Source organism: Nannocystis sp., assembly GCF_016714285.1.
GTDB lineage: Bacteria > Myxococcota_A > Polyangia > Nannocystales > Nannocystaceae > Nannocystis.
The window spans coordinates 134,054-150,366 of sequence record NZ_JADJNN010000006.1 but is presented as its reverse complement, the minus strand read 5'-3'; the positions used below and the strand labels follow the sequence as shown (position 1 = coordinate 150,366).

The 16,313-nt window shown below is 71.9% G+C and carries 14 protein-coding genes and 1 pseudogene; 6 read left to right on the top strand and 9 right to left on the bottom strand.

The window, feature by feature from the left end:
• Position 1: 1 nt before the first annotated feature.
• From IPJ59_RS14825 to IPJ59_RS14805, 5 genes and pseudogenes are all read right to left on the bottom strand, one after another.
• Positions 2–2,040 (bottom strand): annotated as a pseudogene (locus tag IPJ59_RS14825) (acetyl/propionyl/methylcrotonyl-CoA carboxylase subunit alpha).
• Between the two features lie 19 nt (positions 2,041–2,059).
• Positions 2,060–2,887 (bottom strand): enoyl-CoA hydratase/isomerase family protein, encoded by an 828-nt coding sequence (locus IPJ59_RS14820; RefSeq protein WP_293272211.1) that lies wholly within the window; start codon positions 2,885–2,887, stop codon positions 2,060–2,062.
• A gap of 29 nt (positions 2,888–2,916) precedes the next feature.
• Complete coding sequence (locus tag IPJ59_RS14815; protein WP_293272210.1) at positions 2,917–4,071, bottom strand: acyl-CoA dehydrogenase family protein; 1,155 nt, start codon at positions 4,069–4,071, stop codon at positions 2,917–2,919.
• A gap of 21 nt (positions 4,072–4,092) precedes the next feature.
• The gene (locus IPJ59_RS14810; protein ID WP_293272209.1) at positions 4,093–5,718 is read right to left on the bottom strand and encodes an acyl-CoA carboxylase subunit beta; all 1,626 of its coding nucleotides are present in this window, start codon (positions 5,716–5,718) and stop codon (positions 4,093–4,095) included.
• Between the two features lie 20 nt (positions 5,719–5,738).
• Positions 5,739–6,608, bottom strand: a complete 870-nt coding sequence (locus IPJ59_RS14805; RefSeq protein WP_293272208.1) for an SDR family oxidoreductase — start codon at positions 6,606–6,608, stop codon at positions 5,739–5,741.
• A 214-nt stretch (positions 6,609–6,822) separates the two neighbouring features.
• Here IPJ59_RS14805 and IPJ59_RS14800 point away from each other — a divergent pair, with 214 nt between their 5' ends.
• The gene (locus tag IPJ59_RS14800; RefSeq protein ID WP_293262601.1) at positions 6,823–7,128 is read left to right on the top strand and encodes an SCP2 sterol-binding domain-containing protein; all 306 of its coding nucleotides are present in this window, start codon (positions 6,823–6,825) and stop codon (positions 7,126–7,128) included.
• Positions 7,129–7,255: 127 nt separating this feature from the next.
• A complete protein-coding gene (locus tag IPJ59_RS14795) occupies positions 7,256–8,797 on the top strand; it encodes a YifB family Mg chelatase-like AAA ATPase (protein ID WP_293262598.1) in 1,542 nt (513 codons plus the stop codon).
• 8 nt (positions 8,798–8,805) lie between these two features.
• On the opposite strand, the gene IPJ59_RS14790 is transcribed toward IPJ59_RS14795, so the two are convergent.
• From IPJ59_RS14790 to IPJ59_RS14780, 3 genes are all read right to left on the bottom strand, one after another.
• Positions 8,806–10,104 carry a ComEC/Rec2 family competence protein gene (locus tag IPJ59_RS14790; protein ID WP_293262595.1) on the bottom strand — a complete coding sequence of 433 codons (1,299 nt, stop codon included), beginning with the start codon at positions 10,102–10,104 and terminating at the stop codon, positions 8,806–8,808.
• Between the two features lie 131 nt (positions 10,105–10,235).
• Positions 10,236–10,655 carry a hypothetical protein gene (locus tag IPJ59_RS14785; RefSeq protein ID WP_293262592.1) on the bottom strand — a complete coding sequence of 140 codons (420 nt, stop codon included), beginning with the start codon at positions 10,653–10,655 and terminating at the stop codon, positions 10,236–10,238.
• Positions 10,656–10,897: 242 nt separating this feature from the next.
• Complete coding sequence (locus IPJ59_RS14780) at positions 10,898–11,374, bottom strand: peroxiredoxin (protein WP_293262590.1); 477 nt, start codon at positions 11,372–11,374, stop codon at positions 10,898–10,900.
• A 65-nt stretch (positions 11,375–11,439) separates the two neighbouring features.
• Here IPJ59_RS14780 and IPJ59_RS14775 point away from each other — a divergent pair, with 65 nt between their 5' ends.
• Genes IPJ59_RS14775 through IPJ59_RS14765 form a run of 3 tightly spaced genes read left to right on the top strand, consistent with a single transcriptional unit; the run spans position 11,440 to position 14,601 of the window.
• Entirely contained in the window at positions 11,440–11,658 is a 219-nt protein-coding gene (locus tag IPJ59_RS14775; RefSeq protein ID WP_293262587.1) for a hypothetical protein, read from the top strand.
• A gap of 2 nt (positions 11,659–11,660) precedes the next feature.
• Positions 11,661–13,127 (top strand): sodium:solute symporter family protein, encoded by a 1,467-nt coding sequence (locus tag IPJ59_RS14770; RefSeq protein WP_293262584.1) that lies wholly within the window; start codon positions 11,661–11,663, stop codon positions 13,125–13,127.
• 4 nt (positions 13,128–13,131) lie between these two features.
• Positions 13,132–14,601 (top strand): formylglycine-generating enzyme family protein, encoded by a 1,470-nt coding sequence (locus IPJ59_RS14765; protein WP_293262581.1) that lies wholly within the window; start codon positions 13,132–13,134, stop codon positions 14,599–14,601.
• Between the two features lie 45 nt (positions 14,602–14,646).
• On the opposite strand, the gene IPJ59_RS14760 is transcribed toward IPJ59_RS14765, so the two are convergent.
• Positions 14,647–15,189, bottom strand: a complete 543-nt coding sequence (locus IPJ59_RS14760; RefSeq protein WP_293262578.1) for a nucleotidyltransferase domain-containing protein — start codon at positions 15,187–15,189, stop codon at positions 14,647–14,649.
• 169 nt (positions 15,190–15,358) lie between these two features.
• Between IPJ59_RS14760 and IPJ59_RS14755 the strand changes: the two genes are divergently transcribed.
• A complete protein-coding gene (locus IPJ59_RS14755) occupies positions 15,359–16,303 on the top strand; it encodes a hypothetical protein (RefSeq protein WP_293272207.1) in 945 nt (314 codons plus the stop codon).
• The last annotated feature ends 10 nt before the right edge of the window (positions 16,304–16,313 follow it).

Here is a 16,313-nt window from a genome sequence, read left to right as displayed (position 1 = left end):
TTCAGGCGACGATGGCCTTCTTGGCGCCGCCGGCGTCCGGGCCCTCGTCGGGGGTGACGGCGAGGAGGAGGCGGCCTTGCGGGACCTGGTCGCCGGCGCTGACCTTGATCTCGGCGACGGTGCCGGAGACGCCGACCGCGAGGGCATTCTCGATCTTCATGGCCTCGAGGATGACGAGGGTCTGGCCGGGGCGGACGCGGTCGCCGACGGCGACCTTGACCTCGACGATGCGGCCGGAGGTCGGGGCGTGGAGCTTGCCGTCGCCGCCGCCGCGATCGGACTCGGCCTCGGCGCCGCGCGGCGGGGCTCGACGAATTCGCGGAGGACGCCGCGCAGCTCGAGGTGGAGGCGGCCGTCGGCGATGGTGGCGTGAGCCGTCTCCTCGACGCCGTCGACGCGGACGCGGACGCGGCTGCCCTCGCGGTGGAGGATCTGGGCGGCGAGGGCGTGGCGGGGGAACAGGATCGTGGTGCCCTTGATCGCGCCGGCGAAGCCGACGCTGACGGTGCCGTCGGTGTGGAGCTCGACGCTGAGGCGGGCGAGGGTGTCGCCGGCGCGCAGCTCGAGCGGGAAGCTGGCCTTGCCGGCGCTGCGCCAGGCGGCGTGCGGCTGGACCATGCCGAGCGAGCACCACAGGGCGGCGGCGACGGCCCACATGCGGGCGTCGGGCTCGGGGCGGGTCGGCTCGGGGAGCTCCTGCTCGAGGAAGCGGGTGGTCGCGCCGCCGGCGGCGAACACGGGGTGGGCGAGCACATCGGCGAGGAATTGTTTGTTGTGGACGACGCCGAGCAGGACGGTCTGCTCGAGCGCGCGGATGAGGCGGCGGCGGGCCTCGTCGCGGGTGCGGCCGTGGGCGATGAGCTTGGCGACCATGGGGTCGTAGTACGGAGAGATTTGTTGGCCGGCGCGCAGGCCGTGGTCGACGCGCACGCCCTCGCCGGTGGCGGGCTGCCAGGCGTGGACGGGGCCGGACTGCGGGAGGTAGCCGGCGTAGGGGTCCTCGGCGTAGAGGCGGACCTCGATCGCGTGGCCGTGCATGGTCACCTGCTCCTGCGTGAGCGGGAGCGGCTCGCCGGCGGCGACGCGCAGCTGCAGCTCGACCAGGTCGAGGCCGGTGACGAATTCGGTGACGGGGTGTTCGACCTGGAGGCGGGTGTTCATCTCGAGGAAGAAGAACTCGCCGCTGGCGTCGAGCATGAACTCGACGGTGCCGGCGCCGACGTAGTCGATGCTGCGGGCGGCGGCGACGGCGGCGGCGCCCATGCGGGCGCGCAGCTCGGGGTCGACGGCGGGCGAGGGGGCCTCCTCGACGACCTTCTGGTGGCGGCGCTGGACCGAGCAGTCGCGTTCACCGAGGTGGATGACGTGGCCGTGGGCGTCGCCGAAGATCTGGATCTCGACGTGGCGGCCGTCGACGATCGCCCGCTCGACGATCAGCTCGCCGCTGGCGAACGCGGAGCTGGCCTCGGAGCGGGCCGAGCGGATCGCGGCGGCGAGCTCGGACTCGGCCTTGACCTTGCGCATGCCTCGACCGCCGCCGCCGGCCGCGGCCTTGATCAGGACGGGGAGGCCGATCTTGAGGGCCTCGAGGTAGAGGCGATCGTCGGACTGGCCGTCGTCGCTGCTGTCCTGAAAGCCAGGGATGCAGGGGACGCCGGCGGCGATCATCGAGCGCTTGGCGGCGGCCTTGTTGCCCATCGCGTGGATCGCCGCGGGGCTCGGGCCAATGAACACGAGGCCGGCGTCGGCGCAGGCCTGGGCGAACTCGGCGTTCTCGGAGAGGAAGCCGTAGCCGGGGTGGACCGCGTCGGCGCCGGCGTCCGCGGCGGCGGCGAGCAGGCGCTCGACGTTCAGGTACGACTCGCGCACCGGCGGCGGGCCGATGAGGACAGCGCGGTCGGCGAGGCCGACGTGGGGCGCGTCGGCGTCGGCCTGGCTGTAGACGGCGACGGTGCGGTAGCCGAGGGCGTGGGCGCTGCGGATGATGCGGCAGGCGATCTCGCCGCGGTTGGCGATCAGGATGGTGCTAAACGTGGACATGTGCGTATGTCTCGGAGCTTCAGGGCTCGGCCCACTGCGGGCTGCGCTTCTGGATGAAGGCGGTCATGCCCTCGACGCTCTCGGGGCCGCGGGCGGCGGCGGCGAAGTCGTCGGCGGCGGCGTCGAGCAGGGTGGAGAGGGTTTCGCCGTGGGCACCCGCGGCGGCGAGGACGAGGCGCTTGGTGGTGGCGACGGCCCCGGGGGCGCAGCGGGCGATGTCTTGCAGGACGCGCGCGAGGAGGTCGTCGAGACCTGTCCTTGGGGACACGTGGTGGACGAGGGCGAGGGCGAGGGCCTGGGCGGCGTCGAGGCTGCCGCCGGTGACGGCGAGGCGGCGGGCCTGGGTGAGGCCGAGGCGGCGGACGATGAAGGGGGCGATCTGGGCCGGGGGGACGCCGAGGCTGGTCTCGGGCAGGCGGAAGCGGGCGTCGTCGCTGGCGATGGCGACGTCGCTGACGCAGCACAGGCCGAAGCCGCCGCCCAGGGCGGCGCCCTCGATGACGGCGACGACGGCCTGGGGGGCGGCCTCGATCTGCTCGAGCATGCGGCCGAACAGGCGGTTGCTGGTGGCGAGCGGGTCCTTGCCGTCGGGGCCGGGCTCGGCCCCACGTGCGGCGGCCATGTCCTTGATGTCGCCGCCGCTGCAGAAGCTGCCGCCGGCGCCGCGGAGGATGACGGCGCGCAGCGAGCGGTCGTCGGCGATCGCGGCGAACACGGCCATGAGCTCGCGGACCATGGCGAAGGACATGGCGTTGCGGGCGTCGGGGCGGTTCAGGGTGACGTGCAGGCGCCAGCCGTCGCGGCGCAGCAGCAGGGTGGTGCAGTCAGGCAGGGTCGCGGGGGACATGTCCGAAGGGTCCTGTCGTTTGGGCCAGCTTAGGACTTGCCGGGGAGGGTGCCGTCGAGCTTGCAGATGATGGAGAGCATGATCTCGTCGGCGCCGCCGCCGATCGAGCAGAGGCGGGCGTCGCGGAACATGCGGGAGATCTTGGATTCCCACATGTAGCCCATGCCGCCCCAGTATTGCAGGCAGGAGTCCGCGACCTCGCGGAGCAGGCGGCCGGCCTTGAGCTTGCACATCGAGGCCAGGCGGGTGACGTCCTGGCCGGCGAGGAACAGCTCGGCGGCGCGGTAGTTGAGGGCGCGCAGGGCCTCGATCTCGGTGGCGAGCTCGGCCATGCGAAAGTGGACGACCTGGTTGTCGAGGATCGACTTGCCGAAGGCCTTGCGGTCGCGGGTGTACTCGATGGTGGCGGCGACGGCCATGTCCATGGCGGAGACCGAGTTGGTGGCGCCCCACATGCGCTCCTCCTGGAACTGCAGCATCTGCAGCATGAAGCCCATGCCCTCGGCGCCGATGCGGTAGCGCTGCGGGACGCGGACCTCGTCGAAGAAGATCTGGGCGGTGTCGGAGGCCCACATGCCGAGCTTGTGCAGCTTGCGGGCCCGCTCGACGCCCTTGCTGGCCAGCGGGATGATGACGAGGGACTTGTTCTTGTGGGCCTTGTCGTCGCTCGTGTTGACGAGGCAGCACATCCAGTCGGCCTGGATGCCGTTGGTGATCCACATCTTGCCGCCGTTGATGATGTAGTCGTCGCCGTCCTTGCGGGCGGTGGTCTTGAGGCTGGCGACGTCGGAGCCGGCCCCGACCTCGCTGACGCCGATGCAGCCGACGAGGTCGCCGGCGATGGAGGGGGCGAGCCACTCCTTGCGCAGCTCGTCGGAGCCGAAGCGGGCGAGGGCCGGGGTGCACATGTCGGTCTGCACGCCGATCGCCATCGAGATGCCGCCGCTCGGCAGGCGGCCGAGCTCCTCGGCGAGCACGATCGCGTAGGAGTAGTCGAGGCCGGCGCCGCCGAACTCCTCGGGCTTGGTGAGGCCGAGGAAGCCCTCGTTGCCCATCTTCTTGAACACCTCGTGGGCGGGGAAGATGCGCTCCTCCTCCCAGGCGTCGCAGTGGGGGACGATCTCCCGCTCGAAGAAGCTGCGCAGGCTCTTGCGCACAAGCTCGTGCTCGTCGGTGAACAGCATGGTCGGTCTGCTTTCCTGGGGTTACATGCGGGCGACGCCGAAGGTGTTGGGGCGGAGGCGGCGGAGCTCGGCGTCGCGGCAGGTGGCGAGGGCGAGGGCGAGGACGCGGCGGCTGTCGCGGGGGTCGATGATGCCGTCGTCCCACAGGCGTGCGGTCGCGTAGAGGGCGGTGGACTCGGCGTCGAGCTTGTCCTTGATCGACTTGCCCATGGTGGCGATCGCCTCGGCGTCGCCCTGCAGGCCCATGCGGGCGAACTTGGCGAGGGTGATGATCTCCATGACCTTGGCGGCCTGTTCGCCGCCCATGACGGCGATCCGCGAGCCGGGCCAGGCGAACACGAAGCGGGGGTCGTAGCTGCGGCCGCACATGCCGTAGTTGCCGGCGCCGAAGCTGCCGCCGATGATCAGGGTGATCTGCGGGACGGTGGCGTTGGCGACCGCCTGGATCATCTTGGAGCCGTGCTTGACCATGCCGGCGCGCTCGGCCGCGGTGCCGACCATGTAGCCGGTGGTGTTCTGCAGGTAGACGATCGGGGTGCCGCTCTGCGAGCACAGCTGGATGAACTGGGCGGCCTTGGTGGCGCCGTCGGGGTTGATCGGGCCGTTGTTGGCGATGAAGGCGCAGGCGTGGCCCTCGATCGCGGCGTGGCCGCAGACGGTGGCGCTGCCGTAGAGCTGCTTGAACTCGAGGAAGTCGGAGTCGTCGATGAGGCGGGCGATGACCTCGCGGCAGTCGTATTGCTTTTTGAAGTCGGGAGGGACGATGCCGAGCAGCTCGTCGATGTCGTGGCGCGGCGGGGCGTGCGGGCGCGGGGGCTCGCTGTGGAGGTTGTTGAACGGCGCGCGGCCGAGTTGGTGCATGACCTGGCGGGCGAGGTGGATCGCGTGGGCGTCGTTCTCGGCGAGGTACTCGGCGGTGCCGGTGACGGTGGCGTGGAGCTCGGCGCCGCCGAGCTGCTCGTCGTCGGCGTCCTCGCCGATCGCGGCCTTGACCAGGGGCGGGCCGGCGAGGAAGACCTTGGCCTGGTTGCGCACGGCGATCACGTAGTCGGAGAGGCCCGGGAGGTAGGCGCCGCCGGCGGTGGACGAGCCGTGGACGACGGTGATCTGCGGCAGGCCGGCGGCGGAGAGGCGGGCCATGTTGGCGAACACGCGGCCGCCGTCGACGAAGATCTCGGACTGGTAGAGGAGGTTGGCGCCGGCGCTCTCGACCAGGGTGATCAGTGGGAGGCGGTTCTGCAGCGCGATCTCCTGGGCGCGCAGGGACTTGCGGAGGCCCATCGGGGCGATCGCGCCGCCCTTGATGGCGCTGTCGCTGCACCCGACCAGGCAGCGCACGCCGGCGACGAAGCCGACGCCGCTGATGTTGCCGCCGCCGGCGGCGTCGGCCCGGCCGTCGTCGTCGTGCATCTTGTAGCCGGCGAGGGTGGCGAGCTCGAGGAAGGGGGCGCCGCGGTCGAGCAGGCGGTTGACGCGGTCGCGGGGGAGCAGCTGGCCGCGCTTGGCGAACTTCTCGGCCTGGCGGTTCGAGTTGTCGCGCACGCGCTGTTCGGCGGCGCGAAACTCGGCGATGAGGGCGAGCTGGGCCTCGCGGTTGGCCTTGAAGGTGTCGGAGCTGGGGTCGACTTTGGTGGCGAGGACGGGCATGGCGGGCCTTGGCGGGGGCGTCAGCGCAGGACCTCGGGGAGGGAGGCGCGGTGGAAGCCGTCGTAGGCGGGGGCGTTGTCGTGGGCCTCGATCGGCCACAGGAGGCCGGCGTTGGGGGCGGCGCCGTCGACCCGGAGGGTGGTGCCGCTGATGAAGGCGGCGGCCTCGGAGAGGAGGAAGCAGATCGCGGCGCTGCACTCGGACTCGGTGCCGAGGCGGCCGAGCGGGACGGCGGCGCGCAGGCGGGGGATCATCGCCTTGGCGGCGCCCTCGTAGTGATCGAGGCCGCTCGAGGCGATCCATCCCGGGGCGACGGCGTTGACGCGGACGCCGGAGCTGCCCCACTCGACGGCGGCGGTCTGGGTGAAGTTGACCATGCCGGCGCGGGCGGCCCCGGAGTGGCCCATGCCCGGCATGCTGCGCCACATGTCGGCGACGATGTTGACGATCGCGCCGCCGCGGGCGGACATCGTCTGGGTGTAGACCTCGCGGGCGACCAGGAAGCCGCCGACCAGGTTGGTGCGCACGACGGTCTCGAAGCCCTTCTGCGAGATCGCCATGAGCGGGGCGGGGAACTGGCCGCCGGCGTTGTTGACGAGGCCGTGGATGAGGCCGCGGGCGGCGACGATGGCGGTGATCGTGGCCTGGACCGCGGCCTCGTCGCGGATATCGCAGGCGTGCCAGCTGACGGCGGTGCTGTCGATGTCGCTGGCGATCTCGGCGGCGACGGCGAGCAGGCGCTCAGGCTTGCGGCCGAGCAGGACGACGTGGGCGCCGAGGGCCGCGAGCTCGTGGGCGGTGCAGCGGCCGATGCCCGAGCCGCCGCCGGTGACGACGATGGTGCGGCCGGAGAACAGGCCCTCGCGGAAGACGGTGCGGTAGGCGGCCATGGCGGTGCATCTTACGCGTCGGCGCGGGCCGGTAAAGCGTGGTGGGAGGGGTGGCGGGGGCCGTCGTTCGCGGGCGACCTGACCGGGGGCCCGCGCTGGCTCACATGCTCCGCCGGGGTTTGGCGGTGCGCGCCGGGGGTTTACGCGGGTCGCCCTGCTGCGGCGCGCTGTGGTAGGCAGGGCGAGACCCGTCCGCGGGGAAAGGAACAGCGACATGAGCCTCGAGCAATACACGGAGCAGGTGCGCGCGCAGGTCGGCGAGGATTCCGGCCTCAAGGCCACGATCAAGTTCGCCTTCACCGAGGGCGAGGCCCTCTACATCGACGGCAAGAGCACGCCGAACAGCGTCCACAACCAGGACCTCCCGGCCGACTGCACGGTCAAGCTCTCGCTCGAGAACTTCGGCAAGCTCATGGCGCGCACCCTCGATCCGATGACGGCCTTCATGACCGGCAAGATCAAGATCGAGGGCGACATGGGCACCGCCATGAAGCTGCAGAAGGTGTTCGGCGGTCGATAAGGGTCGCCTCCGGTGTCCGCCCGTGGCCAGCGGGCGGGACGCTGGCCAGCGGGCGGGCCAGGTCGTCCGTGTAAGTGATTGAAAATTGGTGGTGGGGTTTGTGCACACGGCTTGAAGAGAGCCGCGTGTGCTGACCAGGACTTATGCGGCGTGCATCGCGGGTGTCGAGGCGACCGTGGTGACGGTCGAGGCTGATGTCGGGCTCGGGCTCCCGGGGTTGACGATCGTGGGGCGCGCGAGCGGGGCGCTGACCGAGGCGCGTGAGCGGGTGCGCAGCGCGATCGGCCACTGCGGTCACAAGATCCACCCGCGCAAGCAGGTCGTGAATCTGGCGCCGGCGGACGAGCGCAAGGACAGCCCGGGGATCGATCTCGCGGTGGCCTGCGCGCTGCTCGCGAGCCACGAGGTGCTGCCGTGGCAGCGGCTCGAGGGGTTGATGTTGTGGGGCGAGCTGGCGCTCGACGGGACGCTGCGCCCGGCCGCGGGCACGCTGGTGGTGGCCGACTGCGCGCGGCGGGGTGGATTTGTGGCGCTGGCGGTCCCGCGGGTCAGCGCGGACGAGGCGGCGTTGATCCCGGGGCTCATCGTGTATGCGCTGGACTCGTTGCCGCAGCTGGTCGCGCACCTGCGCGGGGAGGCGGAGCTGACGGGGCACGAACGCGAGGAGCGCGAGCTCAGCGGCGTGCCGGCGGGCGAGGGCGACATGGGCGACATCCGCGGGCTCTTGCTGGCGAGGCGGGCGCTCGAGGTGATGGTCGCGGGCGGGCACAACTTGCTGCTGCACGGGTCGCCGGGGGCGGGCAAGACGATGCTCGCGCGGCGGGCGATCGGGCTGTTCCCGCGGCTCGACCGCGAGGCGGCGCTCGAGGTCACCAAGGTGCACGGGCTGCTCGGGCGGCCGATCGCGGGCGGGCTGCTCGAGCAGGCGCCGTTGCGGGCGCCGCATCACACGGTCAGCGTCGCCGGGCTGCTCGGCGGCGGGGCGCCGGTGCGGCCGGGGGAGGTCAGCCTGGCGCACCGCGGGCTGCTGTTCCTGGACGAGCTGCCCGAGTTCCCGCGGGCCTGCCTCGAGGGGCTGCGCGAGCCGCTGGAGGACAAGTCTGTGCATATCGTGCGGGCCCGCGGGGCGCTGCGGTTGCCAGCGAACTTTCAATTGATGGCGGCGATGAACCCGTGTCCCTGTGGTTATCTCGGGCATCCGGAGCGCAGCTGCGTCGACCCGGCGACGGCGGTGCAGCGCTATCAGCAGCGGCTGTCGGGGCCGCTGCTGGATCGCATCGATCTGGTGGTGCCGGTGCTGCCGAGCAGCGCGGAGGAGCTGGCGCAGCGGCAGCCGGGGGAGCGCAGCGCGGTGATCCGCGAGCGGGTGGCGCGGGCGCGGGCGACGGCGCGGCGGCGCTTCGCGGGCACGCCGTGGCGCAGCAACGCGGACGTGCCGGCGAGCGACGGGCTGATCGAGGCGCTGTGCCCGTTGACGCCGACGGCGGAGCGGCTGCTGCTGGCGCTGGGCAAGGCGCGGGCTTTGAGTCCGCGGGCGCTGCACCGGCTGCGGAGGGTCGCACGGACGATCGCGGACCTTGCGGGGGAAGATCCGCAGGCGGCGGTCGGGGAGCTGCATCTGGCCGAGGCGGCGCAGCTGCGGCGGCTGCCGGAGATGTGCGCGGGGTGAGCGGGTGGTCAGCGGCCGGCGGTCTGGATGTCGAGCCAGCCGTTGGCGTTGCCGGTGATCGTGACAGTGCCGTCCCAGCCGGTGGCGTAGATCGCCTGCTCGATGGTGCGGCGCTCGAACACTTCCTTCTTCTCGTCCTTCCACGCGCCCTTGAGGCCGATCCAGGCGGCGAGCGGGGTGCGGCGGCCGCGGACGCCGTAGTGCGGGTGGGCGAGGTGCTCGAGGGCGATGATGTTGGGGTGGCCGTACTTGCGGGCGGTCCACGGGATGTCGCGCTCGTAGGGGCCCATCGAGATCACGGCGACGCGCGGGCTCATCAGCTGCATCTGGTAGTGGATCGTGGCGTTCTTGCTGCCGTGGTGGCCGACCTGATAGATGTCGACGTCGAGCAGCTCGGGGTGGGCCTCGTAGCGGGTGGCGAGGCGCGAGAGGCCGATGAGCTCGAGGTCGCCGGTGAACAGGGCGGAGGTCTTGCCGAACTCGACGCGGGCGACGACGCTGTGGTTGTTGGGGTTCTCGCCGTAGGTGCGCAGGTCCTCGCTGACGGTGCCCCACAGCAGGGTGATCTTCGGGTCGACGGCCGAGGCTGCGCAGGCGGCGACGGGGTCGATGATGGGGTTCGTGAGGCCCTCGGGTGGGACGTCGCGGGCGCCGACGCCGAGGTAGGCGATCGGGGGATCGCGCGGGTGGTCGCGGAGCCACGCGTGCACGGCCATCTGCTGGGTCGCGCCGGGGTCCGGGGTGCCGTCGTGGTGGCTGTGCGGGGCGTCGGCGCCGTTGTCGATCACGCCGCGCACGCGGTAGCGCTCGAGCACGGCCAGCGCGGCCCGGTTGTGATCGATGTGCGGGTGGGTGATGAGCAGCAGGTCGAGGGTGCTGGCGAGGTCCTTGCGGCGGGCGAAGAAGCCGTCGAGGTAGGCGAGCAGGGCCTTGTTGCTGTCGAACAGGTCGTTTTGTTCGCCGCCGGTGTCGATGAGCACGGCGCCGCAGGGGAACTCGATCAGGGTCGCGTCGCCCTGGCCGATGTCGATAAAATGGAAGGTCATCGCGTCGCCGGGGACGGTGTCCTCGGGGCGGCGCGTGGGGTCGTCATCGCGGGCGCGGCGGGGCGCGGGACCCTCGGCCTTGACCTCGAGCGGCGGGGCAGCGTCGCCGTCGTCGCAGGCGGTCGCTGTGGTGAGCGCAGCGCTCAGGGCGAACGCCCAGAGCTCGCAGGCAGGGACCGCGTGGCGAAGGGCCCTGCGAAGGTCCCAGCGGCGAGACGCTCCGGACGGGGCCAGCTCCGGCGGGCGGGCAGGGAGGCGCACGGGGCGGGATTGTAACCGAGTCCTTGGGCCTCGCCGCGGCGTGGCAGCACGCGTCGCCTCGGACACGCGGACGCGGCAGCTGCGGCGTGCGCAACTACCGCGTGGTGTGGCGACCCGTGAGCGAGCGCTGATCAGGCCGCCACGTAGCGCTGCGAGCTGCCAGCGGCGGCGGCGATCGGGGCTGCGTTCGGGCTCTCGCCCGTGCTGGAGCCGGTGCCTGTGGTGGTGCCAGCGCTGATGACCGAGCTGCGCGGGGGCTGGACGGGGCCGCGGTCCTTCTTGGAGAGGCGGCGGATCATTCGCCGCAGCGACTTGGCGATCGCGTGCCCGGTGGGCAGGACGACCGCGACCGTCTGGCCGTGCTCCTTCTGGACGATGATCGTGTGCTGACCGATGACGAGGCGGATCGTGTCCTCGTCGGTCCGGGTGAACAGGTCGAGCGAGGCCTCGAGGACCGGTGACCAGGCCTCGGCGCCGCGGAAGGCCCGGGGATGTTGCGGTGAGTCGATGGTGACGGCGACGACACCGCTGGCGGAGGCGAGATGTTCCATGTTGGCAAGTAGACTCATTGTGGCTCCCTGCGCGAACCCAATGACCCTGATGGGCCCCACCCGCTCCACGGACCCCATGGCCCGCCGCGTCGGCAACGTTCGCAGCGCGTCAACCATGGTCCGGCTTGCGTGGCGGTGCCACCGCGAGTGCACGTGATTTTCTCGCTGGCGGCATTGTGGTGACCGCAGCGTCCAGCGGTTCTTGCGCGGACGTCCAGAGGACGGACGTCCGTCCGATGCAGTCAGCGCTGGATCGATGCCAGGATCCGCAGGGCCTCGTCGACGTGCTTCTTCGGCCGCAGCTGCGACGAGAAGGCGTGACGCACGATGCCCTGGCGATCGATGACGAAGGTGACGCGGCCGTCGATGAGGCCGAGGCTGCGCTTGATGCCGTAGCTGCCGCGCACGTCGCCGCCGGGGTCGCTGAGGAGCACGAAGGGCAGCGCGTACTTGGCGACGAAGGCCTCGTGCGCGTGCACGCCGTCGGAGCTGACGCCGACGACCTCGGCCCCGGCGGACTTCAGGACCTCGTACTGGTCGCGGAAGCTGCAGGCCTCGGCGGTGCAGCCGGGGGTGTCGTCCTTGGGGTAGAAGTAGAGGACGACGCAGCGCTCGCGCAGCAGCTCGCTGAGGGTGACCTGCTGGCCGCGCTGGTCGCGAAGAGTGAAGTCGGGGGCGGCCTCGCCGACGGCGACCTGGGAGCTGCGGGGGGCTGGCATGCCGGCGAAGTCTCGCGCAGGGTCGGGGACTTGGGAAGGCTCCGCGGCTGGGGTATGACGGGGCCGTGAAGCGAACGATCGCCCGGATGGCGCCGCTGTTCTTCGTCGCCACGACGGCGCTGCTGGTCTGGCCGCTGTATCCGTGGCTCGGGGACACGATCGAGCCGCGGGTGCTCGGGCTGCCGTGGTCGCTGGTGTATGTGCTGCTGATCATCGTGGTCAACGGGGTCGCGCTGAGCGGGCTGTACGCGGCGCGGGTGGTCGACGCGGGCGAGGACTTGTGAGCATGGCGAGCGCGCTGGTGTTCGGATACCTGGCGTTCGCGCTGGTGCTGGGGATCTGGGCCGGGCGGCGCGGGAGCGGGGGCAGCGACGACTTCATCACCGGCGAGCGGTCGTTTGGGCCGGTGCTGATGTATTTTGTGATGGGCGCGATGGTGTTCAGCGCGTACGCGCTGCTGGGCACGCCGCAGCGGGTGATGGCGAAGGGATCGGACGCCTTCTACGCGCTGGCCTACGGGGCGGTGGCCTTCGTGCCGATCTTCTTCTTCGGGGCGAAGGTGCGGCGGATCGGCGCGCGCGAGGGGCTGGTGACCCAGGCGGAGTTCCTCGGGGCCCGCTTCGCGAGTCGGCGGCTGACGGCGATCATGGGCCTGGCGTCGCTGCTGGCGTGCGTGCCGTACATCGTGATCCAGTTCAAGGGCGCGGGAGTGGTGATGCAGCAGGTGCTCGGGTGGCACCCGATCGCCGGGGCGGCGCTGGTCTACGCGGTGGTCACGCTGTACGTGATGTTCGGCGGGATGCGGGGGGTCGGCTGGACCAACGTGCTGCAGGGCGTCGTGATGCTGGTGGTGGTGTGGTGGCTGGGGCTGGCGATCCCGGAGCAGCTGTTCGGCGGGGTGTCGGCGATGTTCGACCGGGTGGTCGCGGAGCGGCCCGAGTACTTGACGCTGCCCGGGCCGGCGCCGGGGACCAGCGACGGGCAGTGGAGCGCCGAGGTGCTGCTGTCGATCCTCGGGTTCACGATGTGGCCGCAGGTGTTCATGAAGTGCTTCACGGCCCGCAGCGCGCGGCTGGTGCAGCACAGCGCGGTGGTCTATCCGACCTTCCTGCTGTTCCTGGTGCCGCTGTTCTTCCTCGGCTACGCGGCGCTGCTGCTGCCGGGGGCGCCGCGCGACGAGCGGGTGCTGCTGTGGCTGGTGAGTCACCCGCAGCTGGCGAACGGGGAGCTGATGGCGGCGTGCTTCAGCCTGGCGGTGCTGGCGGCGTCGATGTCGACCGGCGACGCGCTGCTGCACGGGGGCTCGTCGATCTTCGTGCGCGACGTGGTGATGAAGGGGGCGGGGGTGCAGCTCAGCGAGCGGGCCCAGACCTGGACGCTGCGGGCGACGGTCGTGGTGCTGGGGGTGCTGGGGCTGTGGATGACGAGCCTGGCGGGCAGCTGGTCGCTGGTCGACCTGCTGCTGCTGGCCTACGCGGTGCCGGTGCAGTTCCTGCCGATCACGCTGCTGGGGCTGTACTGGCGGCGGGCCAACCGGGTCGCGGCCGAGGTGGGGCTCGGGCTCGGGCTCGGGTGCGTGATCGCGCTGTTCGCCGCGAGCAAGCTGGCGCCGGGGCTGTACGCGGCGATCAACCCACAAGACCTGCAGATCGGGGTGCTCGGGCTCGCGGTCAACCTGGCCGCGATGCTGGCGCTGTCGCTGCTGACCCCGCCCATGGCAAAGTCCCACCTGCAGCGCTTCGAGCTCGAGTGATCCGATGACCGCACAACGAACCATGACCTCCGTCTGCGCCCTGCTCGTGCTCGCGGCCTGCGAGCGCAGCAGCGGCGCGTACGACCACCTCGATCAACCGGCCCCGCCCTTCGTGGCGCTCGGGCCCGCGACGCCGGTCGACAAGCTGCCGAAGATCACCGACCAGCCGGCGGTCGAGGACGCGAAGAAGAAGCAGCAGCCGGCCAAGGAGGAGTGCGGCCGCGGTCGCGGGCGCGACCCGCAGGGCCAGTGCGTGGTGCTCGCGCTGCGCGAGCTGCCGACGGTGCAGCAGGTGCAGATCCCGGGCGGTGAGTTCGTGATGGGGGCGCTGCCCGGGGACTACGGCGGGGTCGCCCCGCGCGAGACGCCGGTGGTCCGGTGGTCGGGTCAGCCGCCGCGTCACGTGAAGCTGGCGAGCTTCTGGATCGACCTGCACGAGGTCACGCGCAAGGCCTACGCGGGCTGCGTGGCGACAGGGGCGTGCACGCCGGCGGTCTGTCCTGCGGGACAGGTCGACCCGGGCGCCGAGGTTGCGGCGGACATCGCCGAGCAGCTGCCGCAGGGCTGCGTGACGCAGGCGCAGGCGGCGAGCTACTGCGCGCAGGCGGGCGGGCGCCTGCCGAGCGAGGCGGAGTGGGAGTACGCGGCCCGCGGGGTCGACGCGCGGATGTACCCGTGGGGCAACGCGATCGAGGATCAGATCCCGAACGCGATCTATCCCGCGGGACATGTCCGCGAGGACAGCAGCTACTTCGGCATCCTCGGGCTCGGCAGCAACGTGACCGAGTGGGTCGCCGATCTGTATGACGCGGACGCGGGGCTGCGGCCGTTCCTCAGCGGCGAGTTTCGCGACCCGGAGGGGCCGCTGCAGGTGGCCCGGCGGGAGTTCGAGCGCAAGGCGGCCTGCGGCGAGCAGTCCGACTGCCCGGCGCCGGTCGAGCTGCCGCCGCGGCACGTGCTCAAGCACTTCAGCGCGGGCGAGCGGGCGGCGGCGCGGGACCTGCTGCCGCCGCACTTCCCGGGGGCCGAGCTCGAGGGCTGGGTGATCGCGGGCGTGAGCCCCAAGCTCGGGTTTCGCTGCGTCGCCGATCTGGGGCCGGGGGACGTGCCGCTGACGGTGCCGAGCCCGGCGGCGACGGTGCCGCTGTACCGCGTGCAGGGCGACCTGCAGATCTTCGGCGGGGTGGCGGAGGCGGTCACGCAGGCGGAGGCGCGGCGCTTCTGCGCGGCGCTGCAGGTGCCCGACGGCGCCAACCCTCCACTCACGGGCTGGCGCCTGCCGCTGCGCGCCGAGCTCGGGGAGCTGGCGCCGAGCTTCCGCGGACCGGGGCCGTTCTGGGGCGAGGACGGGGCGGTCGCGCAGGTACCCGCGGACGGGCAGGCGGGGCCGGTTCCCCAGGACGCGCCGTGGCAGGCGGACGCGGCGAGCGTGGACTCGCCGCTGCTGGCCCGCTGCGTGCGGACCAGCGGCTGAGCTCCGAGTCGCGAGATCAGTCCAGCGGTCCCTGGCAGGCGCGGCTCAATCGCTGCTCGGAGGCAACGCCGGTTCGGGGCGCTCGCTCGATCGCTCGGGGTGGTCGCAGGCCTCGATCATGGCGACGTCGAGGCGGTCGACGTCGCGGCCCAGGGCGCGCTTGTAGGCGAGCAGGGCGGCGCGGGGGATGACCGGGACGACGCGGCCGAGGAGCTCGCGGTGCACGACCTCGTGCGCGGCGAACAGGTCGTCGCGCCACTCGCCGCGGGCGTGGTCGAAGATGCGGCAGCTCGAGCCGCCGCCGAGGTCGACCAGCTGGCCGTGGTGGTCGAGGGTGCACAGCAGGAGGTCCCAGGTGGCGCTGCGGTGGCGGTACGGCGGGTCGACGACGAAGCCGGCGAGGGCGGGCTGGAGCGCGACGAGGGCGTCGTCGGGGACGTCGATGTCGATGTCGGCGAGCGGGCGGTTGGCACCGTGGCAGCGGGCGGCGAGGCCCCCGGTGACGCGCCAGGGGACGCCGTGGCGCGCGAACAGGTCGGCGAGCCAGGCGAGGGTGGCGACGGGGTCGGGGCCGGGGTCGCGGGTCACGCGGCGAGTGTGCCAGTTGGCTGTCTCGTGGGACAGGTGGCGACCGCGAGGCGCTGCGCGAGCGCGCGGCGGGGCGTCCAGGTGGTGATTCTGCGCGGCCCGATCGTATGTATGGAGGCTGGATTCGAGCGTTGCGGGCGAGGGGGCGGGGCGCTGTACACTCGCGGTCATGGTTGGTGGTGTGTGGTCGTGGCTGGTGGTCGCGGTGTGCTCGCCGCTGGTGATCGCGTGCGCGCCGCCCTGCGTGGACGACGGGCTCCACGGGAAGCAGGGTGGGGCGGGCTGCGTGGCGCCGACGACCGGCAGCGGCGGCGGGAGCAGCAGCACTGGCGCTGGGACTGGCACTGGCGCTGGCACGGACGCTGCCACCGGCACCGGCACTGGCACTGGCACCGGTGATACCGCGACGACGACGGCGGTCGCTGACACCAGCACCGGGGGCGTGTCCGCGACCGGCACCGGCGAGCCGACGACGAGCGGTGACACGGGCGGCAGCACGGGGAGCAGCACGGGCGTGCCGACCTGCAGCGACGGGGTGATGAACGGCACCGAGAGCGACGCGGACTGCGGCGGGAGCTGCCCGCAATGTGATGACTTGCTGAAGTGCGGGGGGCCCGGGGACTGTATGTCGCAGATCTGCCACGCGGTCGGTGTGTGCGTGCCGGCCTCCTGCACCGACGGCATGTATAACCCCGACACCGAAGAGTACCTCGATTGCGGGCTCTTGTGCGGGCCGACCTGCGGGCTCGGCTTCCCGTGCAGTGGCAAGGGCGACTGCGCGGAGGGGGACTGCTTCAACAACACCTGTCAGCTGCACCCGCACTGCGCGAATGGTATGTTCGACCCTGGGCTCGAGGCGGAGCTCGACTGCGGGGGGGAGTGTGGTAAGACCTGCAAGCCGGGGAGCAGCTGCACGTCGAACGCCGACTGCTACACGGTCTGCGTGGACGACGTGGTGTGCGATGGGCCGGCTTCGTGCTTCAACCAGGCCCAAGATCCTGGCGAGACGGATCTCGACTGCGGGGGGATCTGCTTCGGTTGTGCTCCGCAGCAGGCGTGTATTTTCGATGGTGACTGTTTTGGTGGCAATTGCGTCGGGCAACTTTGCATGTAGTGGGAGGTGA

Bases quoted from the DNA above. Each gene is read 5' to 3' on its own strand.
- IPJ59_RS14800 (WP_293262601.1), top strand. From the start codon at position 6,823: ATGAGCCTCGAGCAATACACGGAGCAGGTGCGCGCGCAGGTCGGCGAG.
- IPJ59_RS14770 (WP_293262584.1), top strand. From the start codon at position 11,661: ATGGCGAGCGCGCTGGTGTTCGGATACCTGGCGTTCGCGCTGGTGCTG.
- IPJ59_RS14820 (WP_293272211.1), bottom strand. From the start codon at position 2,887: ATGTCCCCCGCGACCCTGCCTGACTGCACCACCCTGCTGCTGCGCCGC.
- IPJ59_RS14755 (WP_293272207.1), top strand. From the start codon at position 15,359: ATGGTTGGTGGTGTGTGGTCGTGGCTGGTGGTCGCGGTGTGCTCGCCG.
- IPJ59_RS14810 (WP_293272209.1), bottom strand. From the start codon at position 5,718: ATGCCCGTCCTCGCCACCAAAGTCGACCCCAGCTCCGACACCTTCAAG.
- IPJ59_RS14780 (WP_293262590.1), bottom strand. From the start codon at position 11,374: ATGCCAGCCCCCCGCAGCTCCCAGGTCGCCGTCGGCGAGGCCGCCCCC.
- IPJ59_RS14785 (WP_293262592.1), bottom strand. From the start codon at position 10,655: ATGGAACATCTCGCCTCCGCCAGCGGTGTCGTCGCCGTCACCATCGAC.
- IPJ59_RS14805 (WP_293272208.1), bottom strand. From the start codon at position 6,608: ATGGCCGCCTACCGCACCGTCTTCCGCGAGGGCCTGTTCTCCGGCCGC.
- IPJ59_RS14765 (WP_293262581.1), top strand. From the start codon at position 13,132: ATGACCGCACAACGAACCATGACCTCCGTCTGCGCCCTGCTCGTGCTC.
- IPJ59_RS14815 (WP_293272210.1), bottom strand. From the start codon at position 4,071: ATGCTGTTCACCGACGAGCACGAGCTTGTGCGCAAGAGCCTGCGCAGC.